Genomic DNA, 14,551 nt, shown 5'->3' with positions numbered 1-14,551 from the left:
GCTTAAGTTGAGGCGACAACTATGTTGACAAACACCGTTAATAAGAGCTAATAATATCAACAGGTATTACAAGGCTTCAAAGATCAAGCAATGAAGCAGTCATACCCGGGATGAACAGAGAACGATTCAGCAGCACTTCTCTGTTCAATAAATCCAATGGAGTGGAACCTTGAAATCATCAAATCATGCGCTGCTGCTGGCTGGAATTTTTTCTTCTCTCATCGCTCCCATGAGTCTTCAGGCTGATTCCGATCCGGAAATAACCGATGATGGGCTGCTGGATCTCAGCCTGGAAGAGCTGATCGCACTGGATGTCCCCGACGTCACATCGGTCTCCAAAAGAAAACAGCGCCTGATGGACTCTCCTGCCGCTGTGTTTGTTATCACCAATGAGGATATTCAGCGTTCAGGAGTGACATCCATTCCAGAGGCACTGAGAATGGTGCCAGGCATGCAGGTAGCCCGGTTGAATAGCAATACCTGGTCCATCAGTACCCGGGGCTTTAATTACATTTTCGCCAATAAATTGCTGGTACTGATCGACGGGCGCACCGTTTACTCGCCTCTGTTCTCCGGTGTTAACTGGGATGTCCAGGATACCATGCTGGAAGATATTGCCCGCATTGAGGTAATTCGCGGCCCGGGGGCGGCGCTGTGGGGTGCCAATGCCGTGAATGGTGTGATCAATATTATTACCAAACATGCGGCAGATACCCAGGGTGGTCTGCTGTCTACCGGGTTTGGTTCTGAAGAAAAAGCCTTTGGGGCCTATCGCTACGGTGGGGAATTAGGGGATTATGGCTACTATCGGGCGTTTTTCAAAACCTTCAGCCGCGATGGATTAGCAAACAAAGACGGTACCGATGCCAATGATGACTGGGCATTAAAACGAGCAGGATTTAAAGCGAATTGGCGAACATCAAACGGGGCTGAAGCGTCACTTCAGAGTGAACTTTATGACGGCACAACCCGCCCCGACTTAAAAATCTTTAATGAAACCACACTGAGCCCGGACCGCATTGTCAATCAAAGCAGAGATCAAAAGGGTGGACACCTGATCGGCAGCTATAAAAAGTACCAGGCTGACGGCAGCCACTTTGCCCTCAAAGGCTACTATGACCGCTATGAAAATTATGATTACCGGTTCACGGAAAAGCGAGATACTGCCGACCTTGAGTTTCAGCACCAGATACTACCCGGCAACAATCATGACATCATCTGGGGCTTGGGTTATCGACTGACCCAATATAACCTCAACAGCGCCACGAACAACATCACCATGGCACCTGCCAGTCGAACGGACCGACTATACAGCGCATTTGTTCAGGATCACATTACCCTTTCACCGCAATGGGCTCTGACGCTCAGCTCCCGCTTTGAGCATAACGACTTTACCGGTTATGAGATTCAGCCCAATGCCAGTTTGACCTGGAAGATATCGGACCAGCAAACCCTGTGGATGAAAGCGGCCAGTGCGTTAAAGACGCCATCAATCAGTGAAACATCGGTAATTTCCCGTGGAATTGCATTCCTGCGAGAAGAGGACGCTCCTGTACCGGGAACCGCTACTCCAGACTTATTGGCTATCAGTGGCAATGATCAACTGGATTCGGAAAAATTATTTGCTTTAGAGGTGGGCTATAGAGAGCAATTTAATAACCAACTGCTGTTTGATATCACTGCCTTTTTCAACCAGTACAGAGATCTTTTGGCTTACGTTGATCAACCCGGCTGCCTGGATAGAACCACTTTTGACAGTTCAGTCATGCTTTGCTCCTATGGCAAGAATGGAGGTAAACCCGCCGTAGAATATTCAACCACATTTGCCAACGGGTTAACGGCTAACACTTATGGTCTGGAGGTAACAACAGACTGGCAGGCAACCCCTTGGTGGAAACTGCAATTTAACTACAGTTTTCTGGGTGTTGATGCATTCAGCAAGGATTCCGGTTCAGCTATAACCAACAGCTACCTTAGGGGAAATGAACACTTACTGGAAACCCTCAGTGCCAACAATACCGCCAATATCCGTTCTTACATGAACTTGCCCCACCAGTGGTATCTGGATTTCTGGGTACGCTATATGGATAACCTTAAAGATGCAGAAGTTAGTGCCTACACGGCTCTGGACTTCAGGGTAGCCAAAAAATTCGGCAAAGACCTTGAACTGTCCCTGACCGGCAAGAACCTGTTCGACAAACAACGGCTGGAATTCGATGAAATATTCAGCGGGCTCGGCGAAACTGAGGTACAGGAATCCTGGTACCTGCAGTTACGCTGGCAACATTAATCGGATGGGGGAGATCACTTCATGCCGATCATAACCAACAAAATCTACGCAATCATTGCAATAGCTCTTCTCTGTTGCCTAAACGTAACTCAATCAGGAGCCAGTGAAGTTACCAAAGCGGACAAGGTTAAGGCCGCCATTGTCTATAAACTGTCCAAGTTTGTTGCCTGGCCCGGAAAAAAGCAGACCCTGGCACTGTGCATTATTGGCAGCGGAGCTATCAACAGTGAACTACAAAAAATCAATCATAAATTCAGCAGGGGGCGGCGTATATCAGTCACTCATAAAATACACAGCGCCCCATTGAAAAAGCTGTGCGACATTGTCTACATCCATAACTCAACGCCACATGTCGTATCCGGAATCTTACAGAAATTAAAAAATGAATCAGTACTGACCATCAGTGATAGCGAGAACTTCGCTTATCAAGGTGGCGTAATAGGACTGATCCGTACCGGTAGCCGAATCCAGTTTGCCATCAGTCAGAGTGCGACCAGAAATGCGAACCTGTCAATTAACGCCCAATTAATGAGGTTAGCCAAGGTTGTTAAATAGTCATTATGATCACATTTAAGAACCTGCCCATTAAAAAGAAGTTACGATACGCCATGCTGATAACGGCGTATTCCGTTCTGCTGGTGACCCTGAGTGTGCAAACCGTCAGTGAATATATGCACTCACGGTCTTTGCTGGTCAGTAAACTGGAAACCCTGGTTGAAGTGATTGGTGCCAATGCTCAGGCAGCTTTGATGTTTGAGGATACGATAGCAGCTGAACAACTATTGAACGGTTTCTCCAGCACCAATGAAATAGAAGCAGCCTACTTATTAAATCCGTCCGGTGAGCGCGTCGCCGACTATCATCGGGAAAAGAAGCAACCCTGGGCCTTTACCCTGCAGGAACTCAACCAGCCCGTTACCTTATTCAGCAAAGCCAAGCTGCATTTATATCGTCCTATCAATTTGGATGGTCAGTTTATTGGTGCCATTTATATCCAGTCAAACCTGAGTGAGCTTTATCTGCACCTGACTCAGATCTTGTTTTTGGTCATGATTGCGGCATTAATTTCTATCGTACTGGCGGCAATGCTGAGTGCCAGGCTGCAAAAACTGCTGGCACGACCCATTACAGAGCTGGCTGATACCATCAGCGAAATCACCAAATACCAGCAGTATGACCGCCAGGTGCAAAAATACGACAACGATGAGATCGGGCAACTGTATGACTGCTTCAATAACATGCTCATGCAGATCAAAGAACGAGATGACCGACTGCAACAACATCGTGAAAACCTGGAGGCCACCGTTACCAGTAGAACCAATGAACTGAAAATGGCCAATCGGGGGCTGAAAGAAAATCTGACAGAGCTTAACGAAGCCAAAGAAGCCGCATTGGATGCAGTCAAAGCCAAAAGTTCTTTCCTGGCCAATATGAGCCATGAAATCCGTACGCCGATGAATGGTGTTCTTGGCATGCTGGACCTGATGAAAGACACCCCGCTCACAAAAACACAAAATGATTTTTTGAATACCGCTTATTCCTCTGCTGATTCGCTACTTTCCATCATTAACGACATTCTCGACTTTTCAAAAATTGAAGCGGGCAAAATGACCATTGAGGCAGTGGATATTTCAGTCCGGGATGTTGTTGAAGATGTCTGCACATTACTGGCAGGCACCGCCCGAGAGAAGGGCCTGGAGCTTAGCTGCTATACCGATGTTGACCTGCCAGCCACACTGAAAGGTGACTCGGTAAGACTGAGGCAGGTGCTAACCAACCTGATTGGCAATGCCATAAAGTTCACCATCAAAGGAGAGGTCAGCGTCAAAGTAAACCTGATCAAACGATCACAGACGTCGGCACAAATTGAGTTTTCTGTGGAGGATACCGGCATTGGTATTGCTGAACATATCCTGCCAACCCTGTTCAATGAGTTTACCCAGGCTGATGGCAGTACTACCCGGAAGTTTGGGGGCACCGGTCTGGGTTTGACGATCTCCCGACAGTTGGTTGAGCTAATGGGAGGCAACATCCGTGTTATCAGTGCTGAAGGTCTCGGCTCCACATTCACCTTCACTCTGGAGATGGCGATATCCCAAAACCAATGCAGGCAAAAGTCTCAGACACTTCATGCACTGGACGGTATAAAAGCCCTGGTCGTTGATGATAACCACACCAACCGGGAGATTCTTGGCCACTATCTAACAGCCTGGGGCCTGGATCACAACGAGGCATCAACCACAAAAGACGCTCTGCAGCTATTGAGAAAAGCTCATAACAATAACCAGCCCTATGAGCTTGTCTTTCTGGATATGAATATGCCCGACATGGATGGGCTGGAATTGTCTAAAGTGATCGAAGACGATCCAGACTTACAGTCCATTCGCAGAATCATGCTCAGCTCTACCGGTTTTATCCCTCAGGAACAACAGCAAGCGGCCGGGCTGTCCGCTTGCCTGAGCAAACCATTCCGACAGTCCAGATTACTGGATACCACCATGCAGGTGATGCATTACCATCACGCCAGCCAACAACCGGATGGTCTGACAGACCAACATGAACCAGAAACGGCAGTATTCTCCGAGAGCATCCAGATACTTCTGGTAGAAGACAATGTGGTCAACCAGAAAGTCGCCACCAGCATGCTGAAAAAAATTGGCTTGAGCCATATTCATTTAGCAGAAGATGGTCGTGAAGCGGTCGACATGAGCCGACACCAAACCTACGACCTGGTGCTGATGGACTGCCAAATGCCGGAGATGAGCGGATATGAAGCCACAGGTCTGATCAGACAGAGAGAGCGTGAGCAACAGTTACCCAGAATACCGATCATCGCGATGACCGCCAATGCAATGGCTGAAGACCGGGAAAAGTGTCTGGCTGCCGGCATGGATGACTATCTGAGCAAACCGGTCAAAATTGACCACCTCAGGGAGAGGCTGGCGCACTGGCTGATTCACGACACACCGCCACAAACAGGAACACCGAAAGCTGCAGAAACAACCCGGGCGATTGCCAGCAAACCGGATCAATCAAAACAGCATCCATTAATTGATCAGTCCGTATTCAGTGCACTTCAAGAGCTAATGGAAGAAGAGTTCCCGGTACTGATTAACAGCTATCTGGAAGACGCACCTAAATTAATGGCCGATATCAAGTTCTCCTCCAAAGATGCAGACCGAGAGGTACTGGTAAGAGCAGCCCATACCCTGAAATCAAGCAGTAACAATCTTGGTGCCACACAGCTGGCAATGATTGCCGCCGACATCGAGAAGGAAGGGAAAGCCAACCAGCTGGCAGAGGCATCAGCATTAATAACTTCACTGGAATCAACGCTTGATGAAACCCTTCAATCTCTAATAATAAAAACCAAAAACAATCAAAAAATTGACTGATCAAAATGACCCTTGATTCATCTGAATACGAATCTGTTTTTTTAAATATGTTGACTGATTATATCCCACATCAAACAACTACAATTACTGAATAAGTTCATGAACCGCATGTAAGCCGGACAACACCTTAGCGGAAGAGGTAAACTGATGAATTCTGACAACATCCCCGTCATAGGATATGTAACCGATGCCACTGCAGCCATTGAAGTCACTGATTCAAATGGAAACATTGTCACCAAAAAGGTCGGCGACCCCATTTTTCTTGATGAAGTCATTAATAATGAGTCCGGTTCAGAAGTTGTCGTCAAATTATTAAATGGTCAATCTCTAACGGTTCCGGTGGCGCAACAAGTAGTGATGGGGGCAGAGATCGTTAATAGTCTTGATCCAACGGCTGCCGGCGAAGAAGGTGATCAAGATAAAGAAAGCGAAGAAAGTGATCAAACTGATGAAAGCGATGAAGCTGATGAAAGTGATCAAGTTAAAGAAAGCGAACAAGTTAATGACTCACCAACAGAGCAATCAGATAATTCAGATTCAACACAAAGCACTTCAGATCAATCAGGGACGGGCATTAACCAATCACGGTTACCTACTACCGTCGTCATTGAGCAGGAAAACAGTCAAAATACAGACCGCCAATCAACGAAAGAGCAATCAAAAGGTAACGAACTCAGTCAACTGGAGTTCAACTCAATTAGTCAGCTGAGTGACAATCAACCTTCTGCCCCTGAAAGCATTGCTCCAGTCATCGAAAGTCAAAACTTTAACGTTAATGAAAACGTCCCTGAAGACGGCTCTGCGGTCGTAGGTCAGGTTATTGCCAGCCAATCTGACAATATGACGTTTGCCATTATCGGAGGTAATGAAGACAACGCCTTTGCCATCAAGCCCACAACCGGTGAACTGCTCGTTACCGGCCCCCTGAATCATGAAATAAGAGATAGCTACAACTTAACCGTCGAAGTAACTAGCCAGAATGGTATCAGCAGAAATGCCTCCATCAGTGTTTCAATTAATGATCTCAATGAAGCGCCTGAAGCTTATGACGATGTTGATGACAGCCATGAAAATCATGTACTGATCATCGATGTACTGGCAAATGATGTTGATGAGGATCTGGCTGATAGCCCCGACAACTTCAACCTCCACAGCGCTGAGATTGTCGATAACCTGGGCAATGTCATGGCTGGTCAGGGCTCTGTCAGCATTGTCGATAACCGGCTGCAGTTTACCCCCGGGGCAGATTTTGATTATCTGGCAACCGGTGAGTCAGCTGTCATCACCATTCACTACATCATGAGTGACGATGGTGGTATGACCTCAAATGCCATCACCACCATTACCGTCACCGGAGCCAACGATGGGCCAGTAGCCACCGCCGATATTGACACAACCGGGGAAAACAACAGCGTTTTCGTCGATGTCATTGCCAACGACATTGACCTGGATGGCAACAATATGCTCAGTGTCAGTGCTGCCAGCATTGCCACCATGACCAACAACAGTGACAGCCAGACCATTGTACCCGGCACCGCCAGTGTCAGCTTCAGTGGCAACAACGTAATCTTTTCCCCTGGCAACGACTTTGATTATCTGGCCACCGGTGAAACCGCTACCGTCGTGGTGAACTACACCGTTACCGATGATGATGGCACGCCACTGACGGATAGCAGCAACCTCACCATCACGGTCACCGGCACCAACGATGCACCGGTAGCCACCGCTGATATCGGTGATACCGGGGAAAACAGCAGCGTTACTGTGGATGTGATCGCCAATGACAGTGACCTGGACACCAGCAATGGGCTCAGTGTCAATGCCGTCGGTATTGCCAGTATGACCAATGATGGCGACAGCCAGACCATTCTCCACAATACCGCCAGTGTCAGCTTCAGCGGCAATAATGTTACCTTCAATCCCGGTACCGACTTTGATTACCTGCCCAGTGGCGAAACGGCCACGGTGCAGGTGAACTACACAGTCACCGATGATGATGGAACACCACTGACGGATAACAGCATCCTGACCATCACGGTAACCGGCACTAATGATGCCCCGGTAGCCACCGCCGATACTGACGCAACTCAGGAAAACAACAGTATCAGCGTGGATGTTATTGCCAATGACTCTGACCCGGATGCCAGCAACGGGCTCAGTCTCAGCGCAGCCAGCATTGCCACCGTAACCAACAACAGCGACAGTCAGGCTATTGCGCTGAGCACCGCCAGTCTCAGCGTCAGTGGCAATAACATCACCTTCAATCCCGGCAGTGACTTTGATTATCTGGCCACCGGCGAAACCGCTACCGTTCTGGTGAACTACACCGTTACCGATAATAACGGCACACCACAGACTGATAGCAGCACCCTGACCATCACCGTTACCGGCACCAACGATGCACCGGTGGCCACCGCAGATACCGATAACACCTGGGAAAAAAGCGCCATCACCGTCGATGTAATCGCCAATGATAGTGACCCGGACACCAGCAATACGCTCAGTGTCAGTGCCGCCAGCATTGCCACCATGACCAATGATGGTGATCAACAGCCCGTTACTCTCAGCACGGCCAGTGTCAGTTTCAGCGGTAACAATGTTATCTTCGATCCCGGTACCGATTTCGAATATCTGGCCAATGGCGAAACAGCCACGGTGATACTCAACTACACAGTCACCGATGATGATGGCACGCCACTGACTGATAGCAGCACCCTGACCATCACCGTCACCGGCACCAACAGCATTGCTCCCACCATCACGGCGGTGACAAATGTCACCGGAGCCATAACCGAAATTGCCGATGATGCCAATGGTGAGAACATCAATACACTGTCTGACAACGGCAGCTTCACCATTGCAGATGTTGATCTGACCGATATCCAGACCGTCAGCGTCACTTCGGACACCACCGGATATCTCGGATCCTTCACCCCCACGGTCAGCAATAACACCACCGGCGATGGCACCGGCCAGGTAGACTGGACCTTCAGCGTGCCCGATGCGGATATTGATTATCTGGCAGCAGGCCAGGTACTGACCCAGTCTTACACCGTCACCGTGGACGATGGCCGGGGTGGCACCGTGGATCAGCAGGTGACCATCACGATCACCGGCACCAACGATGCACCCGTGGCCGTCGTCGATACCGGCACCACTCAAGAAGACAACAGTGTTACCGTAGATGTCCTTGCCAATGACAGTAACACTGATAGCAGTGATGTGCTCAGTGTGAGCGCTGCCAGCATTGCCACCATGACCAACAACAGCAACAGCCAGGCCATTGTGCCCGGCACCGCCAGTGTCAGCTTCAGTGGCAACAACGTAATCTTTTCCCCTGGCAACGACTTTGATTATCTGGCCACCGGTGAAACCGCCACCGTCGTGGTGAACTACACCGTTACCGATGATGATGGCACCCCACTGACGGATAGCAGCACCCTGACCATCACGGTCACCGGCACCAACGATGCACCGGTAGCCATCGCAGATACCGGTGGTACCGGGGAAAACAGCAGCGTTACTGTCGATGTGATCGCCAATGACAGTGACCTGGACACCAGCAATGGGCTCAGTGTCAATGCCGTCGGTATTGCCAGCATGACCAATGATGGCGACAGCCAGACCATTCTCCACAATACCGCCAGTGTCAGCTTCAGTGGCAATAATGTTACCTTCAATCCCGGTACCGACTTTGATTACCTGGCCAGTGGCGAAACCGCCACGGTGAAGGTGAACTACACAGTCACCGATGATGATGGAACACCACTGACGGATAACAGCATCCTGACCATCACGGTAACCGGCACTAATGATGCCCCGGTAGCCACCGCCGATACTGACGCAACTCAGGAAAACAACAGTATCAGCGTGGATGTTATTGCCAATGACTCTGACCCGGATGCCAGCAACGGGCTCAGTCTCAGCACAGCCAGCATTGCCACCATGACCAACAACAGTGACAGTCAGGCTATTGGGCTGAGCACCGCCAGTCTCAGCGTCAGTGGCAATAACATCACCTTCAATCCCGGTAGTGACTTTGATTATCTGGCCACCGGCGAAACCGCCACCGTTCTGGTGAATTACACCGTTACCGATGATGATGGCACACCACAGACTGATAGCAGCACCCTGACCATCACCGTTACCGGCACCAACGATGCACCGGTGGCCACCGCAGATACCGATAACACCTGGGAAAACAGCGACGTCACCGTCGATGTAATCGCCAATGATAGTGACCCGGACACCAGCAATACGCTCAGTGTCAGTGCCGCCAGTATTGCCACCATGACCAATGATGGTGATCAACAGCCCGTCACTCTCAACACGGCCAGTGTCAGCTTCAACGGCAGCGATGTTACCTTCAACCCCGGTACCGATTTCGACTATCTGAACAAGGACGAAACGGCTACGGTGGTACTCAACTACACAGTCACCGATGATGATGGTACGCCACTGACTGATAACAGCACACTGACCATCACCGTCACCGGCACCGACAACAAGCTTCCCACCGTTACGGCTGCGACAGATGTGACCGGAGCCATAACCGAAATTGCCGATGGAGCCAATGGTGAAAGCATCAATACACTGTCTGACAACGGCAGCTTCACCATTGCTGATGTTGATCTGACCGATGTCCAGACCGTCAGCGTCACTTCGGACACCACCGGATATCTCGGATCCTTCACCCCAACGGTCAGCAATAACACCACCGGGGATGGCACCGGCCAGGTGGACTGGACCTTCAGCGTGCCCGATGCGGATATTGATTACCTGGCAGCAGGCCAGGTGCTGACCCAGTCTTACACCGTCACTGTGGACGATGGCCGGGGTGGCACCGTGGATCAGCAGGTAACCATCACGATCACCGGCACCAACGATGCACCGGTGGCCGTCGTTGATACCGGCACCACTCAGGAAAACAACAGTGTTACCGTAGATGTCCTTGCCAACGACAGTAATAGTGATAGCAGTGATGTGCTCAGTGTGAGCGCTGCCAGCATTGCTACCATGACCAACAACACTGACAGCCAGGCCATTGTGCCCGGCACCGCCAGTGTCAGCTTCAGTGGCAATGACATCACCTTCAATCCCGGTACAGACTTTGATTATCTGTCCACCGGTGAAACCGCTACCGTCGTGGTGAACTACACCGTTACCGATGATGGTGGCACGCCACTGACGGATAGCAGCACCCTGACCATCACTGTCACCGGCAACAACGACGGACCAGTACTGAACGTAGCGCTGGCAGACCAGAGTGCCGATCAGGACGACGCCTTCAGCTACCAGCTGCCAGTAAACAGCTTCAGCGACCTGGATGGTGACACCCTGAGCTACAGCGCCACCCTGGCCGATGGCAGTGCCCTGCCCGCCTGGCTCAGCTTTGATGCCGCCAACACCACCTTCTCCGGCACGCCTGCCAGTGGCGATGTGGGCTCGCTGTCGGTGACGGTCACCGCCAGCGATGGTGTGGCCAGCACCTCGGATAACTTTACCCTGGATATCACCGGCGATGCCTCGGCCGTGATTGCCGGCGATGACAGTGCCACGGTGACTGAAGACAGCAGTGACGTTCTAAGCGCCAGCGGCATACTGACCATCAGTGACAGCGATGCTGGGGAAGCCCAGTTTATCGCCACCACCATCACCGGCAGCTACGGTGACCTGACCCTTAATGCCAATGGTCAGTGGAGCTACAGCGCTGATAACAGCCAGTCGGCCATTCAGCAGCTCGGGGATGGCGAAACCCTGACCGAGACGCTGACCGTGACATCAGCGGATGGCACCACCCACACGCTGACCATCACCCTCAACGGCAGCAACGACGGACCAGTGCTGGACGTTGCCCTGGCCGATCAGTACGCCGATCAGAACACCCCCTTCAGCTACCAGCTGCCAGCAAACAGCTTCAGCGACCTGGAAGGTGATGCCCTGAGCTACAGCGCCACCCTCGCCGATGGCAGTGCTCTGCCCGCCTGGCTCAGCTTTGATGCAGCCAGCGGCACCTTCTCCGGCACACCTGGCAGTGGCGATGTTGGCTCATTGTCGGTAACGGTCACTGCCAGTGATGGCCTGGCCAGCACCTCGGATAACTTTGCCCTGGATATCACCGGTGATGCCCCGGCTGTGATTGGTGGCGATGACAGCGCCACGGTGACCGAAGACAGCAGCGACGTTCTGAGCGCCAGCGGTACCCTGACCATCAGTGACAGCGATGCCGGTGAAGCCCAGTTTATCGCCACCACCGTCACCGGCAGCTATGGTGACCTGACCATTGATGTCAGTGGCCAGTGGACCTACAGCGCCGATAACAGCCAGTCGGCCATTCAGCAGCTCGGGGATGGCGAAACCCTCACCGAGACCCTGACCGTCACGTCAGCGGATGGCACCACCCACACCCTGACCATCACCCTCAACGGCAGCAACGACGGACCAGTACTGGATGTCGCCCTGGCCGACCAGAGTGCCGATCAGGACACCCCCTTCAGCTACCAGCTGCCCGCGGACAGCTTCAGCGATCTGGAAGGTGATGCCCTGAGTTACAGCGCCACCCTGGCCGATGGCAGTGCCCTACCCGCATGGCTCAGCTTCGATGCCGCCAGCACCACCTTCTCCGGCACGCCCGGCAGTGGTGATGTGGGCTCGCTGTCGGTAACGGTCACCGCCAGTGATGGCCTGGCCAGCGCCTCGGACACCTTTACCCTGGACATCACCGGCAATAACCCGGCCGTGATCGCTGGCGACGACAGCGCCACGGTGACCGAAGACGGCAGCGACGTCCTGAGCGCCAGTGGTACCCTGACCATCAGTGACAGTGATGCCGGTGAAGCCCAGTTTACCGCCACCACCATCACCGGCAGCTACGGTGACCTGATCCTGGATGCCAGTGGCCATTGGACCTACAGCGCCGATAACAGCCAGTCGGCCATTCAGCAGCTCGGGGAGGGTGAAACCCTCACCGAGACGCTGACCGTGACCTCAGCGGACGGCACCACCCACACCCTGACCATCACCCTCAACGGCAGCAACGACGGACCGGTACTGGATGTCGCACTGGCCGACCAGAACGCCGATCAGGACACCCCCTTCAGCTACCAGCTGCCAGCAGACAGCTTCAGCGACCTGGAGGGTGATGCCCTGAGCTACAGCGCCACCCTGGCCGATGGCAGTGCCCTACCCGCATGGCTCAGCTTCGATGCCGCCAGCACCACCTTCTCCGGCACGCCCGGCAGTGGTGATGTGGGCTCGCTGTCGGTAACGGTCACCGCCAGTGATGGCCTGGCCAGCGCCGCGGACGCCGATAACCCCGACCGGGTGGCCAATAACCCGGCCGTGATCGCTGGCGACGACAGCGCCACGGTGACCGAAGACAGCAGCGACGTCCTGAGCGCCAGCGGCACCCTGACCATCAGTGACAGCGATGCCGGTGAAGCCCAGTTTACCGCCACCACCATCACCGGCAACTACGGTGACCTGATGCTGGATGCCAGTGGCCAGTGGACCTACAGCGCCGATAACAGCCAGTCGGCCATTCAGCAGCTCGGGGAGGGTGAAACCCTGACCGAGACGCTGACCGTGACCTCAGCGGACGGCACCACCCACACCCTGACCATCACCCTCAACGGCAGCAACGACGGACCGGTACTGGATGTTGCCCTGGTCGACCAGAGTGCCGCTCAGGACACCCCCTTCAGCTACCAGCTGCCCGCAGACAGCTTCAGCGATCTGGAGGGTGATGCCCTGAGCTACAGCGCCACCCTGGCCGATGGCAGTGCCCTGCCCGTCTGGCTCAGCTTTGATGCCGCCAGCACCACGTTCTCGGGTACTCCCGGCAGTGGTGACGTCGGTTCGCTGTCCGTTACGGTCACTGCCAGTGATGGCCTGGCCAGTGCCTCGGACACCTTTACCCTGGCGGTAGCGGCCGACCCCGCAACCCCACCGGCGGACAATCAGGCACCCGAGTTGCAGGCCTTTCCCGGTGCCGATGCTCTGGCCGCCTTTGCCCTGGCGGGCAGCAGCGGTGATGTGGCTGCCGATCTGACCGACCACGGCCACCAACTGACCTTCAACAGCGGCGTCACCCACAGTGACTCAGGCGTACAACTGAACAGCGCCGGTGGTTCCATCGGTTCACTGACCCTTGACGGGGCAATGACCATTGCCACCACCTTTACCTATCACAGCCACACTGCCTGGGCACGGATGGTTGACCTGGGCAATGGCGCTGGTACCGATAATATTCTGATCGCCAGCCCATCGGAAGGACGAATAGAGGCCCAGATTTTCCATGGTGACAGCATTGTCGGCTCGGTGACGTTTGATAACTTCTTCTCTCTGGATGAAACCTTCCACCTGGCCCTGACGGTGGATGCTGATGGCCATTTGCACCTGTACAAGAACGGTGTTGAAGTGGCGGACAATCCCGGCCAGGGACCCGCCGGTGTCGAGTTGACCAGCAACCTGGTCGGTGCCAGTAACTGGCCACAGGATACTGCCACCGATGGCACCATCAAGGATCTGATGATCCTCGACAGCACCCTGTCGGCCAGCGACATCAGTGAGCTTTACCAGCTCGCCCAGAGCGACGACTTGCAGTCCTTCGTGACCCCGCTGGGCATCAGTGAGAGCGCCCAGCCGGGCACCGTGGTGGGGCAGGTGTCGGCCAGTGACGCCAATGGTGATAGCCTGACCTTCAGCCTCACTGACGATGCCGGTGGTCTGTTTGCCATTGATGCCAATACCGGCGCAATCAGTGTCGCCGGTGCCCTGGATCACGACAGTGCTGACCGCCATCAGCTGACCGTGCGAGTGACCGATGCGTACGGTGCTTTCAGCGAACAACCCTACACCGTTTCGG

4 protein-coding genes are annotated in these 14,551 nt (G+C 53.1%); all 4 read left to right on the top strand.

What is annotated here, in order from left to right; all coding sequences use genetic code 11:
• Positions 1–169: 169 nt before the first annotated feature.
• A complete protein-coding gene (locus tag CX664_RS11310) occupies positions 170–2,290 on the top strand; it encodes a TonB-dependent receptor plug domain-containing protein (RefSeq protein ID WP_244910650.1) in 2,121 nt (706 codons plus the stop codon).
• Between the two features lie 21 nt (positions 2,291–2,311).
• Complete coding sequence (locus CX664_RS11305) at positions 2,312–2,845, top strand: YfiR family protein (protein ID WP_101746839.1); 534 nt, start codon at positions 2,312–2,314, stop codon at positions 2,843–2,845.
• 5 nt (positions 2,846–2,850) lie between these two features.
• The gene (locus CX664_RS11300) at positions 2,851–5,685 is read left to right on the top strand and encodes a response regulator (protein WP_101746838.1); all 2,835 of its coding nucleotides are present in this window, start codon (positions 2,851–2,853) and stop codon (positions 5,683–5,685) included.
• A gap of 147 nt (positions 5,686–5,832) precedes the next feature.
• On the top strand, positions 5,833–14,551 hold an 8,719-nt coding region (locus CX664_RS11295; RefSeq protein WP_145999947.1), incomplete at its 3' end, for a VCBS domain-containing protein.

Source organism: Endozoicomonas acroporae (assembly GCF_002864045.1).
Classification (GTDB): domain Bacteria; phylum Pseudomonadota; class Gammaproteobacteria; order Pseudomonadales; family Endozoicomonadaceae; genus Endozoicomonas; species Endozoicomonas acroporae.
Note: the sequence above shows the minus strand (reverse complement) of the source record. Positions and strands in the feature narration are given on the sequence as shown.

What these genes read in the sequence shown, in the direction of transcription:
- CX664_RS11300 (WP_101746838.1), top strand. Translation starts at nt 2,851, where the DNA reads ATGATCACATTTAAGAACCTGCCCATTAAAAAGAAGTTACGATACGCC.
- CX664_RS11305 (WP_101746839.1), top strand. Translation starts at nt 2,312, where the DNA reads ATGCCGATCATAACCAACAAAATCTACGCAATCATTGCAATAGCTCTT.